This is a genomic window from Kitasatospora sp. NPDC097691 (genome assembly GCF_040302665.1).
Taxonomy (GTDB): domain Bacteria; phylum Actinomycetota; class Actinomycetes; order Streptomycetales; family Streptomycetaceae; genus Kitasatospora.
This window is the reverse complement of the sequence record NZ_JBEORY010000010.1, coordinates 57,272-75,373: the sequence shown is the minus strand read 5'-3', so window position 1 is coordinate 75,373 and position 18,102 is coordinate 57,272. Positions and strand designations below refer to the sequence as shown.

Below are 18,102 nucleotides of genomic sequence, written 5' to 3'. Positions count from 1 at the left end.
CAACCGTCCGTGGCGCGCCGGGGTGCGGCCGAGGCCTGCGGCTAGCGTGTCCGCATGGGCGCTCAGCAACTCGATCTGACCGGGCTGCGCCGGGTGTACGGGCGGAGCGGGAGCCGGTGGTTCTACACCCGGGTGGCGCGCAACGCCCGGCACTGGGGGTGGACGGAGCCGGGGCAGTCGAAGTGGCGGCTGTGGCGGGCGCAGCGGCAGCTGGAGGACGTGTTGGGGCGCAAGCTGGCACTGCCGGCCGGGGCCCGGGTGCTGGACGCCGGGTGCGGTGCGGGGGTGGTGGCACGGGCGATGGCAGCGCGCTTCGGGCTGGCGGTGACCGGGGTCGACGTGCTGGACTTCCACCTCGCCGAGGCCCGTCGGCTCAGCGCCCGCGCCGCGCTGGACGGCCGGACCGCCTTCTCCTGGGGTGACTTCCACCGGCTCCCCTTCGGGGACGACGAGTTCGACGGCGCCTACTCGATGGAGACGCTCGTCCACTCCTACGACCCGCCGCGCGCCCTGGCCGAGTTCCACCGGGTGCTGCGGCCGGGCGGGCGGCTGGTGCTGCTCGGCCCGATGAGCACCGCCCCGCTGGACGAACTGGAGCCGGGCGCACGGGCGTTGCTCGAACCGTACCTGGACGCGATGACGATGACGGGCGCCAAGCTCTACCACGCCCGCAACCTGCCGCGGCTGCTTGCCGAGGCCGGCTTCGAGGTCGAGGAGGCGCTGGACGCGACGCCGCGCTACACGCCCACCTCGGAGGCGGTGTACGCGTACTTCCGGCTCCCGTGGGAGGTCGTGCGGCGCTTCGGCGATCCGGCGAAGTGGCTCAACCTCCGCTCCACGGTGGAGATGTACGCCGTCCGCGAGTACATCGCCTGGTACGTCCACACCGCCGTCAAGCCGTCGAGGTGACCCCGGCCGTGGGCGGGCGCTCGGCGCCGCTGCCGTACCCGAGCGGCTGGTTCTGCGTCGGCCGGGCCCGGGACCTGGCCGGCGCTGCGGGCCTCGGTGCGGATCATCAAGCAGGACCGGCCGGTGCTCACCCACAAGCGGTACCTGGAGCGGCCGCGGCTCGTCCCCGGGGAGCGCTCGATCGGGCTGTTCCGCCGCTGGGCGCGCCAGTTCTATCCGGTCCATCCGGTCTGTCCGGAGGCGAATCCCGTGGACTGACCTCCGCCTCCGGGCGCGGCCAGGGACTCCCACACCGGGTCGGGCAGTCCGGGGACGGACCGCCCCTCCGCCTGCCACCGCCGGGCCAGCTCGGCATAGATGGGGGCCTCCGGATCGGGTTCTCCGGGCGGCTCCAGCCCATGCAGGATCGTTTCTTCGGCCGGCCACCGCCGTGGGACCGGCATCACCCCAAATCCACTCACACCCACCCAACGCACCCCGGCCTCACCGGGACACGGCCTCGTCAACCGGGCAGTCCGCGCATCAACCCCTCGCGGGGCTCCGTACGGGGGAAGCGGCGCGGGGGTTCGGGAGGGTTTGGCAGGGGGTGGCGAGGGGACCGGCGAGGGGCTCGCGCAGGAAGTCGACCGGACCGACTTCCTGCGCGGCACCCGTGCGGCCTGTGCGGCCTGTGCGGCCTGCGGGACCTGCACGGCCTGCGGGGCTCGTACGGCCCGACGGTCCCGGGCCGCCTACCGTCGGCGGCCCGCCGCCAGCAGTTCGGACACGGTGGCGAGCTTCACCCGGGGCCGCCCCTCCGCCGCGCCCCGTTCGCGCTCGGCCCGGTCCACCGCCCGCAGCTCCTTCAGCCCGACCGCGTCGGGCCGGCGGCGCCGCACCAGCCGGTCGAAGTCCGCGCGGCCCGTCTCCGGTACGGGCAGCACCCGGGCGGCCGCGTCGTCCAGCAGCGCGTCCACGGTCTCGCGCGCGCACGCCCGGTTGGCGCCGATCCCGCCGGACGGGCCGCGCTTGGCCCACCCCACCACGTACGTCCCCGGCAGCGGCTGCCCGGTCGCCGGGTCGACGACCCGGCCGCCCCGGTGCGCAACCGTCCCCGTCCGCTCGTCGAACGGCAGCCCCGGCACCGGCACCCCGCGGTGCCCGATGGAGCGCACCACCAGCCCGGCCCGCAGCACGTCCTGCTCCCCGGTCGCCTCGACCCGGTCCCCGTCCACCAGCGTGGTCCGCTCGACGGTCAGGGCCTCGACCCGCCCGTCGCCGGACAGCTCCACCGGCGCCGACAGGAACCGCAGCACGATCCGCCGCCCCGCGCCGGGCTCGGCGGCCCCGTCGTACGGGACCAGCGGCAGGCCGGCGAGCAGTGCCGCCCGCGAGCCCGTCGGCGGTGTCGCGGTGTCCGGACCCGCCTCTTCGGCCGACACCGCCCCCTCGATCGCCGCCCGGACCTCCGGGTGGTCCTCGACCACCACCTCGACGCCCGGCAGCTGCCGCAACGCCAGGAACTCCGCCCTGGTCCACGCCGCCTGCTCCGGACCGCGCCGGGCGAGCAGCACGACCTCCCGCACCCGGCTGCCGCGCAGTGCGGCGAGGGCGTGGTCGGCGATGTCGGTGGCGGCGAGCCGGTCCGGGTCGGTGAGCAGGATGCGAGCGATGTCCACGGCCACGTTGCCGTTGCCGACCACGACCACCCGCTCCGCCGACAGCTCGACGGCGTCGCCCGGCACGGTCGGATCGGCGTTGTACCAGCCGACGAAGGCGGTCGCGGGCAGGCTGCCGGGCAGGTCCTCGCCGGGGATGCCGAGCCGGCGGTCGGCGGCCGCGCCGACGGCGTACACCACCGCGTGGTGGTGCTCGGCGAGTTCCCGGTGGGTGACGTCCGCGCCGATCTCCACGTTCAGGTGCATCCGCAGCCGGGGGTCGTGGAACACGCTCGCGAAGCTCTCCGCGATCCGCTTGGTGGACTGGTGGTCGGGCGCGACGCCGTGCCGCAGCAGACCGCCGGTGACCGGCAGCCGGTCGATCATGGTGATCTCGGCGCTGGTGCTGCGCAGCAGTTCCTGCGCGGTGTACCCGGCGGACGGCCCGGTGCCGACGACGGCGATCCGCAGTGCGCCGAGCTCCCCCGGCAGGCTGCGCGGGAAGCTGGGCCGACCCCAGGCGTGGTCGTTGGGGTGGTCACGGAACCAGTCGCGGTTGAGGTCCCCGAACACGGTGTCCGGACCGCGCAGCCGGTCGACCGGGAACACCGCGTCCACCGGGCAGGCGTCCGCGCAGGCGCCACAGTCGATGCACGCCTTCGGGTCGATGTACAGCATGTCGGTGGTGCCGAACTCCGGCTCGTCCGGGGTCGGGTGGATGCAGTTGACCGGGCAGACGGACACGCACGAGGCGTCGTTGCAGCAGGTCTGGGTGATCGCGTAGGCCATGGCCGGTGAGGGGTCCTCGCTGCGCGTTGGGGGGTGGCAGGGGGTCTGGTGCCGGGGGGTCTGGTGGCAGGGCGGCAGGGGGTCTGGTGCCGGGGGGTCTGGTGGCGGGGGGTGGCGGCAGGTGCGCTTCCGACTGCGGGTCAGAGCATGTGCACGCGGCGGTAGACGGCCGCCGAGCGGCCGGTGAGCAGCCCGGTCTCGGCGAGGAAGGCCATCAGGTGCCGGGAGCTGGTGCGCATCATCGCCTTGCGGTGCTCGTTGGCCCGTACCTCGGCGAGCGCCCGCTGTACGTCGAGCCCGGCGGCCCGGTACACGCCCGGGTGGACCATGCTGGTGACGATGACGTACGCGCCCACGGCGATGCCGGTGGCCGAGGCGCGTCGGCGCGCCGGGCTCGCGTGCCGCATCCGCTCGCGGATCTCCTGCCGGGCGAACTTCATGTGCCGCGACTCCTCGACCACGTGGATCCGGGACGTCCCGCGGACGATCTCCAGCACGTTCTCGCCGCGCATCCAGTCGCGCTGCATGACGTCGAGCACCTCTTCGGCCACCAGGATGCCGCCGAAGGCGAGTTCGCCCTTGGCGAGCGCCTTGAACACGCGTCCGGCCTGGGCGATCAGCTTGTTCGGCCGGTAGGCGGGGACGCCCATCTTCTCGCAGGCCCGGGCGAACATGATCGAGTGGCGGCACTCGTCGGCGATCTCGGTGAGGGCGAACTGGAACTCCGCGCTGGCGGGGTTCTTGAGGTACTGGTCGCGCAGCACCATCTGCTGGAGGATCATTTCGAACCAGATGCCGGTGTTCATGATCGAGCAGACCTCGTGCCGGGTCAGGGTCACCCGCTGCCGCTCGGTCATCTCGTCCCACAGCCGCGTGCCGTAGAGCGTGCTCCACTCGGGGTTGAGGCCGTAGTGCCCCTCGGGGAGGGGGGCGTCCCAGTCGATCTCGGTCGAGGGGTCGAAGGAGAGGGTGGCGGCCGACTCCAGCAGTCGCTTCGAGACGTCGTCGTCGGCCGTGGTGTGACGGTCACTCCGGTGGTCGTCCTGACGGTGGTCCCGCCTCCGCGCCCTCGGGTCGGTGAGAGCCATGGCTGCCTCCAGGTGCCTGCTGCTGCGGGTTCCCGCTCACCCGCTTATTAGACGGACAGTACAATAAGACCCTGCCGCCGAGAACCCCCTGCGCAGCGGCGAACCGGCGCGGCTGCAGGGCTCGCGACTGCAGGGCTCGCGCCCCCGGCGGCCCGGGTACGCGGGCGGGAGTGGGAGCGTGCGGGTGGACGGGTGCGGGTGGGCGGGTCTCCTCACCCACGTCGGCACGCATCCGGGCACGACGAAGGGCGAGGCCCGTCGAGGCCCCGCCCTTCGTTCCGCCTTCCGTTCCGCCTTTCTGATCCGTCCTCCGGCCTGTCCTGTTGTCCGGCCGCGCGTCTCCGCTACGCCGCGGCCAGCGCCTGGCGCAGCGCCTCGGCCGCCTCCGCGGTCGCCTCCCGGAAGCGCCGGCCGATGCCGATGTAGTTGACGTACCCGTGGATGAGGTCCGGCTGCCGGCTCAACCGCACCGCCACCCCGGCCTCCTCCAGCGCCCGCGCGTACGCCTCGCCCTCGTCCCGCAGCGGGTCGAAGCCCGCGGTGCCGATGTACGCGGACGGCAGGCCGGCCAGGTCCCCGGCGAGCAGCGGCGACAGGCGCGGGTCGGTGCGGTCGGCGGGCTCGGGCGCGTACTGCTCCAGGAACCAGTCCGCGTCGGCGCCGGTCAGGAAGAACCCGTCGGCGAACAGCTCGCGCGAGGGGCGTCGGGTCGAGGCGTCGGTCGCCGGGTACAGCAGCAGCTGGAACACCGGCGCGGGACCACCGCGCCGCACGGCCTGCTGCGCCGCGACGGCGGCCAGGTTGCCGCCCGCGCTGTCGCCGCCGATCGCGATCCGCTCCGGGTCCGCGCCCAGGTCGGCCGCCTTGGCATGCGCGTAGTCGAACGCGGCCAGTGCGTCCTCGGCCGCGGCCGGGAACACGTGCTCGGGCGCCAGCCGGTACTCCACCGACAGCACCCGCACGTGCGCCCGCTGCGCCAGGAACCGGGCGACGTGGTCGTGACTGGTCCGGCTGCCGACCACCCAGCCCCCGCCGTGCAGGTACACCAGCAGGCCGGAACCCTCCGCCAGGCCCTCCGGCGTGTACAGGGTGGCGGCCAGTTCGCCCTGCTCCTGCGGGATCCCGACGGCCCGCGCGGCCACCGAGTGGAGCGTCGGCCCACCCACCAGGTACCGGGCGTACTCCATCGCGGCCCGCGACGGCTCGACCCCGCCCGGCATCACCAGGGCCGCCTTCGACTGCCGCTGCAGCTTGAGTATCAACTGCGCGTCCAACGCGAGCGTCTGCCCGTCCCGCACCACCGGCTTGCCCGCGATCGCCCGCCGCACGCCCTCCGGCAGGGCGTACATGCCCCGGACGACGGCGGCCTGGATCCGGACGGGGAGTGGGATCGTCATCTCTTCTGCCTCCTGGGGACGGTGCTGCCCGAACGGGAGCCCATGATGGGGCCGTCCCAGCAGAGTTGGAAGCCTCCTCGACGCCCCCTGAACCCACCCTCGACCCGACACGCCCCCGCCCTGGTCCGACACCCCGGGGAATTATGTAGACCGGTCTACATTCCTGCTCGCGACCCCACCCCACCCCACCCCACCCCACCCCACACGAGAAGTCGGCCAGGCCGACTTCCTGTGCAGCGAGCAACCCATCGAGAGCAAATAGGTAGACCGACCTACATAATTCTGCGCACACCAGGCCACGACCCGCACAAATCAGTAGACCGACCTACATATTCGCCCCACCCGCACCGCCAAGCCGCAGAGTTCGGGCCAAATCAGTAGACCGACCGACATAATTTGGCGCTCAACCCACCCCGCCCGCCCCACCACCCACCCACCCACCCACCCACCCACCCACACAGAAAGTCGACCAGGCCGACTTCCTGCCACACCGCGCCACCGACCCCTCACAAATCAGTAGACCGACCTACATATTCACCCCACCCGCGCCCTCAAGCCGCAGGGCTCGGGCCGCCAGGTGGCGGCGTTCGGGGGCGCTGGAGGTGCGGGCGGCGGCTTCGCGGTAGGCGCGGGCGGCGGCGGCCGGGTCGGTGCCGAGGCGGTCGAGGAGGTGGGCGCGGACTGCGAGCAGGCGGTGGTGACGGGCGAGGCGCTGGTCGGCGGCCAGCGCGTCCAGGAGAGCGAGCCCGGCCGCCGGGCCGTGCACCATCGCCACCGCGACGGCCCGATTGAGGGCGACCACCGGATTGGCGTCGAAGCGCAGCAGCAGGTCGTACAGCGCCAGGATCTGCGGCCAGTCGGTGGCCTCGGCGGTCGCCGCCTCGCTGTGCACCGCGGCGATCGCCGCCTGCACCTGGTACGGCCCGGGGTGCCCGCCCGGCAGCGTGGCGGCGATCAACTCCATTCCCTCACGCAGCAGTTCGTGGTCCCATCGCTCGCGGTCCTGCTCTTCCAGCGGCACCAGCGCGCCGTACGGTCCGGTGCGGGCGGGCCGGCGGGCGTCAGCGAGGAGCATCAGGGCGAGCAGTCCCGCCGTCTCGGCGTCTCCCGGGGTGAGGCGCAGCAGCAGCCGGGTCAGCCGGATCGCCTCGACGGCGAGCCGCGGCACGGTCAACTCCTCGCCGCCACTGGCCGTGTAGCCCTCGTTGAAGATCAGGTACAGCACGTGCCGGACCTCGCCGAGCCGCGCCGCTCCACCCGCCCCGTCCGGCGGTGCCAGCCGTCCGCCCGCCGCCTTCAGCGTCTGCTTGGCCCGGCTGATCCGCTGCGCCATGGTCGCCTCGGGTACCAGGAACGCGGCGGCGATCTGCGCGGTGGTCAGGCCGCCGACGGCGCGCAGGGTCAGCGCGATCCGGCTCGGTACCGAGAGCGCCGGATGGCAGCAGAGGAACAGCAGCGCGAGCGAGTCGTCCGCCGCCGGGTCGGGCTCGTCGGCGGCGGGGGCGAGCAGCGCCGCCTGCGGTGTGGCCAGCGCCAGCGCCTCCTCCCGGCGGCGCCGCGCCGAGTCGCTGCGCACCTGGTCCACCAGCCGGCGGTCGGCGACGGTGAGCAGCCAGCCACGCGGGTTGGCGGGCACCCCGTCCGCCGTCCACTGCAGCGCGGCGGCCAGCAGCGCCTCCTGCACGGCGTCCTCGCACGCGTCGAAGGCACCGCCGTGCCTCCGCAGCAGCGCGCCGAGGACCTGCGGCGCCAGTTCGCGCAGCAGGCCCTCGACGCCGTTCGGCTCGCTCACCCGTTCACCGGGAGGTCGTTCGTCGGCGACTCGTGCAGGATCGGCCACAGCTCCACCGGCTCCACGTCCGCGAACGGCATGTCGGCCGCGATCTGCTGGGCGCGCTCCAGGTTCTCGCAGTCCAGCAGGTAGAAGCCGGCCAGGTACTCCTTGGTCTCCAGGTAGGGCCCGTCGGTGACCACCGGCACGCCCTCCGCCCGCCGCACCAACTGCGCGGCGGCCGCGTCCGCCAGCCCGTACGCGCCGATCAGCTCGCCGCTCTCGTGGTACCTGGTGTTGAACGCCTCCTGCTTGGCGATCGCCTCCGGCCAGGCCTCGGCCGGGAAGGAGTCCCACTTGGCCTGGTTGCCGTAGATCATCGCGACGTACTTCATCCCGGGTGTCCCCACTTTCGTCCCGCGCGCCCTTCCGGCGCGCTGTCACCTCTCAGTCGGAGCCGCGGAACGGGCCCTCGACATCGACGGAGAGATTTCTTCGGAGAGTTCTGTTTCGGAGGATTCCGGTTCGGAGGATTCTGCTTCGGAGGATTGGTCTCAGGCGCCGCGCCGGTCCGCCGCGTCGAGGGCCGCCAGCGCCAGGGCTCCCGGTTCCAGCGCCCGCCGCAGCGCCGCCGTGCCGGGAGCCTCCAGGCCGCCCAGCGCGTCGGCGAGTTCCTCCGCGACGTCCTGCGCGATCTCCTCCGCCACCGCCTCCGCGGCCGTGCGCGGCCCCAGCTTGCTGACCGCGGCCGCCGCGCGGGCGGGCGTGAGCAGGGCCGACGCCTGGACCAGCAGCCACGCCGGCACCCCGGCCGCGCCCTCCGGCGGGGGCAGGTAGGGGCGGGCGCCGCCGTAGCGCTCGTCCTCGGCGAAGGCCTGCTGCTTCACCTTCAGCAGCGGTCGGGCCACCGCCACCGCCTCGCCCGACTCCCGCCACTGCCCGGCCGGTTTGAGCACGTACCCCTCCGCGAGGTTGTCCGCCAGCCCGGGCAGCCCGAACAGCGCGGGCACCCGGCTCGGGAACAGCACCGGGAGGTCCTGCAGCGCGTTCAGCGGGCCGTGGCCGAGGAGCGGCGCGCAGGTGAGCCCGGCGGCGCCCGCGGCGGCGCGCAGGGCGCGGTCGGCGATCCACCAACGGCCTTCGGGCGTCTGCACGGTGGCGTCGAACGGCAGCCAGCGCAGGCCGGGGTCGTACCAGACGCCGGTCTGCACCGGTTCGACCCCGGCGGCGGCGGGCACCTCGGGGTGCGGGTAGCGTCCGCCGGCCAGCTCGCCGTAGACGGTCACCACCGCGGACGGGCCCCACGGCTCGCGCACCGCGCCCGCGAGCCGGGCCGCGGCGACGGCGAGCCGGGGCCAGATGCGGCTCACGCCGAAGAAGCCGTCCAGCCCTTCGTCGTCCAGCAGTTCACGCCGTTTCGCGGCCCGCACCGAGTCGCCCTCGCAGACCACCGCGAAGTGCGCGCCGTGCACCTTCTCCGCCGCGACCCACTCGCGGCTGCCGGGTCCTCCGGAGCGGCCGCGCGCGGGAATCTTGGGATAGGGCTGCAGCTCGGACCCGTCGAACACCGCCGTCGTCTCGGACACGAACAGGATCATCGCCGCCCGGTCCGCCCACCGGCAACCGGCAACCGGCAACCGGGAATCCCGGCACCGTCGGTGTGTGCTCGGACCGTTCGCACTCAGCCGGGTACGCCGCGGCCGGACCGGTACTCCCCCAGCCAGGTACGCCGCCGCAAGGACCGCTCCGCCGTCAGACCCCCCACTGCGAGCGCAGCCGGGCGAACGCCTCGTGGAACCCGGGGAAGGTCTTCCGCACGCAGCCCGGGTCGTCGAAGGTGATCCCGGGCGTGCGCAGCGAGGTGACGGCGAACGACATCACAATCCGGTGGTCGGAGTGCGTGGCGACCTCGACCGGGCGCGGCGCACCGGGGTGGATCTCGATCCAGTCGTCCCCGGTCGCGACCGTGATGCCCATCGCACGCAGGTTGGCGGCGCAGGCCTCGAGCCGGTCGCACTCCTTGACCCGGGTGTTGTGGACGTCCTCGATCCGCACCGGCCCGGACGCGAAGGGCGCGATCGCCGCGAGGGTGGGCATGGTGTCGGAGATGTCCCGCATGTTGACGGTGAGGCCGTTCAGCGTGCCGTCGCCCGCCACCGTCGTACGGTCGCTCCCGATGTCCACCCGGACGCCCATCCGCCGCAGCACCTCCACGAAGCGCAGGTCGCCCTGGAGGGCGTCCCGGCCCAGGCCGGGCACGGTGACCTCCCGGCCGGCGACGGCCGCGGCGGCGAAGAAGTAGCTCGCGGTGGAGGCGTCCGGCTCGACGGCGTACCCGGTCGCCCGGTAGCCGCCGGACGGCACCTCGAACACCTCGCCGCCGGACGTCCGCTCCCGCTTCACCTCGACCCCGAACTCCCGCATCATCGCCAGGGTGATGCCGATGTACGGGGCGGACACGAGGCGGGTGACGGTGATCCGCAGCCCGTCCCGGGTGAGCGGGCCGAGCAGCAGCAGCGCGGTCAGGTACTGCGAGGACTCCCCGGCGTCCAGGGTGAGTCCGCCGCCGCGGACACCGTCGGCGACCAGCGTGAGCGGGTGGTGTCCCTCGGCCTCGTCGTGCCGCAGGTCCACGCCCAGCTCGCGCAGCGCCCGGGTCAGCGGGGCGACCGGACGGCGGCGCATCTGCGCGGAGGCGTCGAAGCGGTAGGTGCCGCGGCCGGCGGCGGCGAGGGCGGGCAGGAAGCGCGCGGTGGTGGCGCCGTCCCGGCAGTACACCTCGGCCGTCTCCACGGCGGGTCCGGACGGCCGTCCCGTCACCCGCCACCGGTCCGCCGCCCGCTCGACCTCGTACCCGAGGGCGGCGAGGCCCTGCGCGAACCCCTCGGTGTCGTCCGAGGCCAGCGGCCGGTGCAGGGTGGTCACGCCGTCGGCGGCGGCGGCCAGGAACAGCGCCCGGGCGGTGATGGACTTGGACCCCGGGATCTCGACGGCAGTCACAGCGGGCTCTCCCTACACAGGTGTGTCCAGCGATGTCGGCCCGATCCTGCCGCACCGGCGCTCCGCCGTTCCCGGCCTTCCACGGACCGGACGGCGACGGCTCGGCTGACGGCGACGGCCCGGACGGCGACGGCCCGGCTTACGGCGACAGCCCGGCTTACGGCGACAGCCCGGCTTACGGCGACGGCTCGGCTTACGGCGACAGCATGCCGGGACTGCGGACGGCCCGCCGGACAGCGACGGCGCCGGCTCAGCGGCGCCCCCAGAGCCCGACCAGGTGAGCGTGCAGGACCTCCTCCGCCTCCGCCGCCGTCCGGTGCCCGACCAGCACGTGCGCGGTGAGCCCGTCCGCCAGGGCCAGCACCGTCCGCGCCTCGATCCGATCCACCGCCCGCGCCTCCGCAACGCCGTCCGCAGCGCCCTCCGCGCGCACCTCCGTCGGCTCCGCCGCCCCGCCCCCGGAGGCCTCCGCGAGCAGCCGCACCACCAGCTCCTCCAGGTCCGCGTAGCTGCTCCGCAGCGTCGCCGCCAGCCCCGGGTTCACCGCGGCGGCGGCGATGAAGGCGAGCCAGATCCTGGCCTCGGCCCGGTGCTCCTCGCGCAGCAGCGCCACCTCCCGGGCCACCAGCCCGAGTTCGCTGGCGGCCGACTGTGCCGGGCCGGCGGCCAGCCGCCTCCGGACCCGCTGGGCGACCCGTTCGCCGATGTGCGCGAGGGCGAACCGCAGCATCTCCTCCTTGGTGCGGAAGCAGCGCTGGACGGCCCCCATCGACACCTCGGCGCGGGTGGCGACGTCCCGCAGGGTGACGCCCTCCAGCCCGTGCTCGTCCACCAGCAGGCAGACGGCGTCGGCGATCTGCCGGCGTCGACCGTCGTGGTCCACCTGCTTCGGCATGTCCGGCCTCCTCGTCGTGGCCTCCGGAACCGGGGCCGTCGATTATTCGATGCAAGCGTATCGGTTCCCGGGCTATGGTTCCGATGCAACCGCATCGGAACCGATCCGAGGAGACCCGAGCCATGCCACTGTGGAGCAGGACCGCCACCGAACTCGCCGCCGCCGTCCGGGCCGGCGACGTTTCCGCCCTCGACGTGATCGACAGCCACCTGGACCGCATCGCCGAGGTCAACCCCCACCTGAACGCCGTCACCCAGCTCCTCGCCGACCGCGCCCGCGAGGCCGCCCGGCACACCGACCGGCGCCTGGCCGCGGGCGAGGACCCGGGCCCGCTCGCCGGCGTGCCGTTCACCGTGAAGGACTGCACCCCCATCGCGGGCGTGCCCACCACCTTCGGCACGCCGCGCTTCCGCGACCACGTCGCGCCCGTCGACGCCGTCCCGGTGGCCCGCCTGCGCGCCGCCGGGGCGATCCCGATCGGCCACAGCAACATGCCGACGCTGATCCTCGCCGGGATGCACACCGCCAGCGAGCTGTACGGCGACACCCGCAACCCGTGGGACCCGAGCCGCACCCCCGGCGGCAGCAGCGGCGGCGACGGCGTCGCGGTCGCCGCCGGTATGGCCCCGATCGGGCTCGGCAACGACTCCGGCGGCTCGCTGCGGATCCCGGCGGCCTTCTGCGGCGTCGCCGCACTCAAGCCGACCACCGGCCGCGTCCCCGCCGACCAGCGCCTCCTCGGCCCGGACGACCCCGGTCCGGCCTCCCAAGTCCTGGTCACCGACGGCCCGTTGGCCCGTACGGTCGCCGACCTCCGGCTCGCGTACGAGACCCTGGCCGGCACCGACCCCCGTGACCCGCGCGCCGTCCCCGTCCCGCTGTACGGCCAACCGCCGTACGCCGAGCCGCTCGACGGCCCGATCAAGGTCGCGGTCGTCGCCGACCCGGGCGGCCACGGCGTCCACCCCACCGTGCGCCGCGCCGTCGAGACCGCCGCCGACGCGCTGCGCGACGCTGGGTACGACGTCCGGGAGGTCCCCGACGTGCCGAGGCTGAACGAGGCCTACGACGCCTACCACCGGCTCACCGTCACCGAGTTCGCCCCGAGCTGGCCCGCCGTACGGCAGCTGCTGGGTGAAGGCGGCGACCGCTTCATCGAGCTGACGATGCGCAGCGCTCCGCCCGCCGACGCCCCCGGGCTCATCCGGCTCATGAGCACCTGGATGAGCATCCGCCGCTCCTGGACGGAGTTCCTGCACGAGTACCCGCTGCTGCTGGGCCCGGTCTTCACCGAGCCGCCGGTCGAACCCGGCCTGGAGTCGCGGGACCAGGCGGGCCGGGACCGCGTCGCCTCGGGCATGCGCCTCTGTTCGGCGACCACCCTCGTCGGCGTCCCGGCCGTCGCCGTGCCGACCGGGCTCGCCGGGGACGGCCTGCCCACCGGCGTGCAGCTCGTCGGACGGGCGTTCCGGGAGGACCTGTGCCTGGCCGCCGCCCAGGCCGTCGAGGACCGCGTCGGCGTGCTCACCCCGGTCGACCCGAGGCCGTAGCGGTCGGGCCGGGCCGGGCCGTCGTGGCCCGGGACGGACCGGCACGGAGCAGGACGGGCCGCCGCGGACCAGGGTGCCGGCTTTCACCCACCGTCAGCCGCGCCCCAGAAGGCTGCGGTTACCCGCCCAGCAGGCCCGGCACGACCAGTCCCGACTCGTACGCGATCACCACCGCATGGGTCCGGTTCTGCGCGCCGAGCTTGGTCAGCACGTTCCCGACGTGCGTCTTCACCGTCTCCGGGCCCACCGCCAGCGACTGCGCGATCTCCGGGTTCGAAGCCCCGGTCGCCATCAGCCGCAGCACCTCCTCCTCCCGCCCGGTCAGCGCCGCCCGGGGCAGCGCCTCCGCGGAGTCCAACGGGCGGGCGGCCACCATCCGGCGCAGCGCGGCCGGGAACAGGATCGCCTCCCCCGCCGCCGCCACCCGCACCGCCTCGGCGATCTGCGGGACCGGCCGCCGCTTCAGCACGAAGCCGCTCGCCCCGGCGCTGAGCGCGGCGGTGACGTAGTCGTCGTTCTCGAAGGTGGTGATCACGACGACCTTCGGCGGGGCGGGGGTGGCGGTGGCGCCCCCGGCCAGCAGTTCGCGGGTCGCCTCGATCCCGTTGCGGCGCGGCATCCGCACGTCCATCAGCACCACGTCCGGGCGCAGCCGCCGGACCTGCTCGACCACCTCGACCCCGTCGGCCGCCTGCCCCACCACCGCGATGCCCGGTTGGGCACCCAGCAGGGTGCCCAACCCGCTGCGGGTCACGGGGTCGTCGTCCGCGATCAGGACGGTGACGGGGACTTCCGGGCTGCTCACGCCGACAACCGTATCGGCAGCCGGACGACCAGCCGCCAGTGCTGCGCCCCGCCCGTACCCCGCAGCCCGGCCTCGAAGTCACCGTGCAGCAGGCGGACGCGCTCGGCGAGGCCGGGCAGGCCGTGGCCGGACGTCGGGAAGCCGCTCGGGCCGGCCTTGATCCCGTTGACCACGCCCAGTTCCAGCCCGTCCGCCGCGACCACCACCCGCAGCTCGATCGGCCCGCCCGCCCCGTGCCGCAGCGCGTTGGTCAGGCCCTCCTGCAGGATCCGGTACGCGGCGCGGGAGAGCGTGCCGTGGACCTGCTCCGGATCACCGACGACGTCCGCCTCCACGACGGCGCCCGCGTGCCGCAGCCGGTCCAGCAGCTCGGGCAGGTCCGCGAGGGTCCGGGTCGGCGCGGTGCCCGCCTCCTCCTCCCGCAGCACGCCCAGCACGTAGTCCAGGTCCTCCAGCGCCGCCCGGGCCGACTCCTCGATGCTGCGCATGGCGGCCCGGGCGGCCGCCGGGTCGGCGGCGAGGACCTCGCCCGCGACAGCGGCCTGGATCGTGGCGGCGGTCAGCGTGTGCCCGATCGAGTCGTGCAACTCGTGCGCCAGCCGGTTGCGTTCGGCCAGCGCCCGCTCCCGCTCGGCCGCCAGCGCCAGCCGCTCCGCCGCCGACGGGCCGAGCAGCCGCGGCGCCAGCCACCGCAGCGCACCCGAGACAGCGACGAACAGCACCACCGCCAGCACCACGCAGACCGCCGCCGCCACGCAACGCCAGCCGCCCGTCAGGTCCTTGGACCACCCGAACAGGCTCAGCCGCGCCTCACCCTCGGCATACCGCGTGGGCAGGAACACCCCCATGGTCAGCAGCACACTGCCGCCGAACAGCACCACCCACCCCGACGCCACGTGCAGCACCAGGAACACCGGCGTCCGCCACCGCTCACCCGCCGCCCCCTTCACCGGATCCGGCACCGCCACCCCGAGCAGCCGTCGCGCCGCCCGGACCGACACCCGCCGCGTCACCCCGGCCAGACCCACCGCCCCGATCAGCGCCACCCAGAGCGCGAGCGACAGCACCTCCGGCAACGCGTACGGATCCGCCTGCATCCCCGCCGCCGGCACCACCGCGACCAGCGCCAACGGCAACCCCGCCACCGCCCCCAGAACGGCGAACAGCACACCCGAATACGTGGAGCCGCGCAGCAACGGCCGAAGAACCTTGATCATGGTCGCCAGTATTGCGGCGCGATCCGCACCCGACCTCCCCCGATCGAGGGAGCACCGTGCCCCCGAACTGCCCGGCTCCCGACACCGCGCCCGATCCGGTCAGCCGACTCGGTCCGCCGGTGCGACCGTGCCGCCCGTCCGGATCCGGTCGTAAGCGGGGTCGATGGTGCCGAACAGGCGGTCCCAGACGGTGGTGTAGAAGCCCAGGTTGACGGACGGGTCGGCGTGGTGGCCGACGTGGAACGTCGGCAGTGCCACCCAGCGGAAGACCCGCCAGCGCCGTACTCGCACCGGGACCGGCTCCACCCCGAGGTGCCCGAGCAGGCCGAACAGCAGGTTGAGCACGACGAACCCGCCGACGGCCGCGATCGAGATGCCCCACACGCAGAGCACCGCCAGCCACGCCCCGCCGAAGCCCAGCGCCTCCAGCGGGTGCAGCACGAAGAGCGTGGCGGGCCCGGGGTCCGGGTAGCGGTGGTGCACCTCGTGCACCAGCAGGTAGACGCGGCGCCGGTGGGCGATCCAGTGTCCCGCGTACATCAAGGCGTCCATGAGGAGCGTGAAGAGCACCAGCTCGGCAACCGCTCGCAAGCCGGTGGCCGGGTCCGGCCGGATCCACCCGGCCCGCCACAGCAGCCAACCGGCCACACCAACAGCCGAGTTGAGGATCACGGCCACCACGATCAGTACCCACTCGGTGGGCGTGACGGGCCCCGGCGCGGGCGCCACCCGGCGTTCCCCGTACCGGCGCACCAACCACCCTCCCGCGCCCACGGCGACGAGGAACAGGAGCAGGTTGGCCACCAGCGCCCCGCCCACCACCTCGACCGTGCCGAGTCCGGCAGCCCACTGCAGTAGCGCGCCCATCCCGCCCCCTCGCGATTCGGACCATCAGCAGCCCCATGGTGCGCTTCCGGGCAGGCCTGGACGACCGATTCGGCCAGGAGGTCAACACCGGCCGGTAAAACAAAACGGCCGGTCGATCCGAAGATCGACCGGCCGTTCGCTGTGCGCGAGGGGGGAGTTGAACCCCCACGCCCTTTCGGGCACTGGAACCTGAATCCAGCGCGTCTGCCTATTCCGCCACCCGCGCATCTGGGTGATGGGTTAAGCATAGACCATCTGAAGGGGTGCTTCTGACCACCTCCGGGCGACCCCACCGGCACGCTCTCCGGCCGGTCTCGGGGCGGGCTCAGAGGCGGTCTCGGGGGCGGGCGGTCACCACCTGCTCGAAGGCACCCTCCGGCACGATCCGGCCAGGAGCCCGCGCCGGCCCGGGGCACCCGCCGCGCCGCACCGGCCGGCGCGGCCCTCCGACGCTCCGCCTGCGGCGGAGGAAACCCCTGATCGGATACGAAGGGTGGGGTTAGTCTGTGGACATGGTTGTGAACGGCACAGACCAAGTAGCCATGGACGAACAGGAGTTCATCAGCGCTCCGGCCCTGATCCTCCGCTCCCTCGCCGCCGACCCCGACCGGCGGGCCATCACCACCGCCGACGGCACGGTGATCACGGCCGGCGACTTCGCGGCCACCACGTACCGGCTCGCCCACGAGCTGGTCGCCCGGGGCGCGACCCGCGGCACCACCGTGACACTGCTGACGGGCAACACCGCGGAGGCGCTGAGCGCTCGCTACGCCGCCGGGCTCGCGGGCGCTCGGGTGGTGAACCTGTACGACGGCATGAGCGCGCCGACCCTGGCGGAGATCACCACGAGCGTCGACACCGCCGTCCTGCTGGTGGACGCCGAACGGTACGCGACGGCCGCCGAGCTGCTGCCGCTCGTCGACGTGCCGACCGTCCTCACACTGGGTCCGGGCCCCGGGACGGCGGGCCCCGGGACGGCGGGCGTCGAACCGTCGGGCGCCGGAGCGATCGGCGAGGACGCCATCGCCGCTTCCGCCCGCCGGCCCGCCGAGCCGCCGGCCGTCCGGATCGGCCCGGACGACGACCTGGGCATCCGCCACACCGGCGGCACCACCGGCATCCCGAAGGGCATCCGCAGCCTGCACGGCCCGTACCGGAGCGCCTTCGACGCCCGGTACGGCGGCGCCGACCCGGATGCCGCCCCGCCCCGCTTCCTGGCCGCCACCTCCCTCGCCCACCTGGCCGGGGTGTTGTCCGACCTGACGTTCCACAGCGGCGGCTCGGTGGTCATCCAGCGGTCCTTCGACCCCGGCGAGGTCCTGGCGGCGGTCGAGCGCGAGCGCATCACCGACCTCTGGGTGCTGCCGCCGTTGCTCTACCAGCTGCTCGACCACCCGGCGATCGGCCGCACCGACCTGTCCAGCCTGCGCCGGGTCTCGTACGGCGGCTGCGCCGCGTCGCCGTCCCGGGTGCGCGAGGCGATCAAGGTGTTCGGGCCGGTCCTGATCAGCGGCTACGGGCAGTCGGAGGCGCAGAACATCGCGATGCTCGGGCCGCACGAGCACGACCGGATCGGGCGCGGCGGCCAACTCTCGGTCGGCCGGCCCCTTCCGGGCGTCGAGGTGGCGGTCCGGTCCGAGGACGGGACCGCGCTGCCGACCGGGGGGCAGGGCGGGATCCACGTCCGCTCGGCGACCGTCATGGCCGGGTACTGGAAGCGGCCCGACCTCACCGCCGAGGTCCTGCGCGACGGCTGGCTGGACACCGGTGACATCGGCTACCTCGACGAGGACGGCTACCTCTACCTGGCCGACCGGCGCAAGGACAAGATCATCGTGGTCGGCGGGCACGTCTACCCCACCGAGGTGGAGGAATTGCTGCTCACCCATCCGGCGATCGCCCAGTGCGCGGTCTACGGGGTGCGCGACGCCCAGGAGGCGGAGCACGTCCACGTCGCCGTCGTCCCCGCACCGGGGCAGCGGCCCGAACTGGACGACATCCGTGCGTTCGTCACCGCCCGCAAGGGCCGGATGTACGCACCGGAGGCCCTGCACGTGCTGGCCGAGATCCCGCTGACGGCCGTGGGCAAGCCGGACAAGAAGTTGCTGCGCGACTCCCACGCAGGCTGAGGAGTCCCCCCGGGGGGGCGCTTCCGGGCGGATCCTGCGCGAACGATC

General features: G+C 74.2%; 15 protein-coding genes and 1 tRNA gene. 4 read left to right on the top strand and 12 right to left on the bottom strand.

Going from position 1 to position 18,102, the window contains the following annotated elements:
- The first annotated feature begins 54 nt into the window (after positions 1–54).
- Positions 55–909 carry a methyltransferase domain-containing protein gene (locus tag ABTY56_RS10080; protein ID WP_350628029.1) on the top strand — a complete coding sequence of 285 codons (855 nt, stop codon included), beginning with the start codon at positions 55–57 and terminating at the stop codon, positions 907–909.
- 96 nt (positions 910–1,005) lie between these two features.
- Entirely contained in the window at positions 1,006–1,167 is a 162-nt protein-coding gene (locus ABTY56_RS10075; RefSeq protein ID WP_350628027.1) for a hypothetical protein, read from the top strand.
- Between the two features lie 473 nt (positions 1,168–1,640).
- Here ABTY56_RS10075 and ABTY56_RS10070 read toward each other — a convergent pair whose 3' ends face one another.
- The 8 genes from ABTY56_RS10070 to ABTY56_RS10035 all read right to left on the bottom strand — a co-directional run bounded on the left by ABTY56_RS10070 (position 1,641) and on the right by ABTY56_RS10035 (position 11,486).
- Entirely contained in the window at positions 1,641–3,335 is a 1,695-nt protein-coding gene (locus ABTY56_RS10070) for an FAD-dependent oxidoreductase (RefSeq protein WP_350628025.1), read from the bottom strand.
- A 140-nt stretch (positions 3,336–3,475) separates the two neighbouring features.
- On the bottom strand, positions 3,476–4,423 hold the full coding sequence (locus ABTY56_RS10065) for an AurF N-oxygenase family protein (RefSeq protein WP_350628023.1): 948 nt from the start codon (positions 4,421–4,423) through the stop codon (positions 3,476–3,478).
- 344 nt (positions 4,424–4,767) lie between these two features.
- Positions 4,768–5,820, bottom strand: a complete 1,053-nt coding sequence (locus ABTY56_RS10060) for an alpha/beta hydrolase (RefSeq protein WP_350628021.1) — start codon at positions 5,818–5,820, stop codon at positions 4,768–4,770.
- A 526-nt stretch (positions 5,821–6,346) separates the two neighbouring features.
- Complete coding sequence (locus ABTY56_RS10055) at positions 6,347–7,612, bottom strand: RNA polymerase sigma factor (RefSeq protein ID WP_350628020.1); 1,266 nt, start codon at positions 7,610–7,612, stop codon at positions 6,347–6,349.
- Positions 7,609–7,986, bottom strand: a complete 378-nt coding sequence (locus ABTY56_RS10050) for a YciI family protein (protein ID WP_350628018.1) — start codon at positions 7,984–7,986, stop codon at positions 7,609–7,611. The genes ABTY56_RS10055 and ABTY56_RS10050 overlap by 4 nt, the downstream gene beginning before the upstream one ends.
- A gap of 159 nt (positions 7,987–8,145) precedes the next feature.
- On the bottom strand, positions 8,146–9,177 hold the full coding sequence (locus ABTY56_RS10045) for an RNA ligase family protein (RefSeq protein ID WP_350628016.1): 1,032 nt from the start codon (positions 9,175–9,177) through the stop codon (positions 8,146–8,148).
- A gap of 166 nt (positions 9,178–9,343) precedes the next feature.
- On the bottom strand, positions 9,344–10,591 hold the full coding sequence (gene aroA / locus ABTY56_RS10040; RefSeq protein WP_350628015.1) for a 3-phosphoshikimate 1-carboxyvinyltransferase: 1,248 nt from the start codon (positions 10,589–10,591) through the stop codon (positions 9,344–9,346).
- A 250-nt stretch (positions 10,592–10,841) separates the two neighbouring features.
- Positions 10,842–11,486, bottom strand: a complete 645-nt coding sequence (locus ABTY56_RS10035) for a TetR/AcrR family transcriptional regulator (RefSeq protein WP_350628013.1) — start codon at positions 11,484–11,486, stop codon at positions 10,842–10,844.
- Positions 11,487–11,608: 122 nt separating this feature from the next.
- Between ABTY56_RS10035 and ABTY56_RS10030 the strand changes: the two genes are divergently transcribed.
- On the top strand, positions 11,609–13,036 hold the full coding sequence (locus tag ABTY56_RS10030; RefSeq protein WP_350628012.1) for an amidase: 1,428 nt from the start codon (positions 11,609–11,611) through the stop codon (positions 13,034–13,036).
- A 118-nt stretch (positions 13,037–13,154) separates the two neighbouring features.
- Here the strand turns inward: ABTY56_RS10030 and ABTY56_RS10025 are convergent, their stop codons facing one another.
- The 4 genes from ABTY56_RS10025 to ABTY56_RS10010 all read right to left on the bottom strand — a co-directional run bounded on the left by ABTY56_RS10025 (position 13,155) and on the right by ABTY56_RS10010 (position 16,151).
- The gene (locus ABTY56_RS10025) at positions 13,155–13,841 is read right to left on the bottom strand and encodes a response regulator transcription factor (protein WP_350628010.1); all 687 of its coding nucleotides are present in this window, start codon (positions 13,839–13,841) and stop codon (positions 13,155–13,157) included.
- Positions 13,838–15,058, bottom strand: coding sequence for a sensor histidine kinase (locus ABTY56_RS10020; protein WP_350628009.1), 1,221 nt, complete (start codon positions 15,056–15,058; stop codon positions 13,838–13,840). The genes ABTY56_RS10025 and ABTY56_RS10020 overlap by 4 nt, the downstream gene beginning before the upstream one ends.
- A 99-nt stretch (positions 15,059–15,157) precedes the next feature.
- Entirely contained in the window at positions 15,158–15,925 is a 768-nt protein-coding gene (locus ABTY56_RS10015) for a sterol desaturase family protein (RefSeq protein WP_350628007.1), read from the bottom strand.
- Between the two features lie 142 nt (positions 15,926–16,067).
- Positions 16,068–16,151 (bottom strand) — tRNA-Leu (locus ABTY56_RS10010).
- A 316-nt stretch (positions 16,152–16,467) separates the two neighbouring features.
- On the opposite strand from ABTY56_RS10010, the gene ABTY56_RS10005 reads away from it, so the two are divergent.
- Positions 16,468–18,054 (top strand): AMP-binding protein, encoded by a 1,587-nt coding sequence (locus ABTY56_RS10005; RefSeq protein WP_350628005.1) that lies wholly within the window; start codon positions 16,468–16,470, stop codon positions 18,052–18,054.
- Positions 18,055–18,102: the final 48 nt, after the last annotated feature.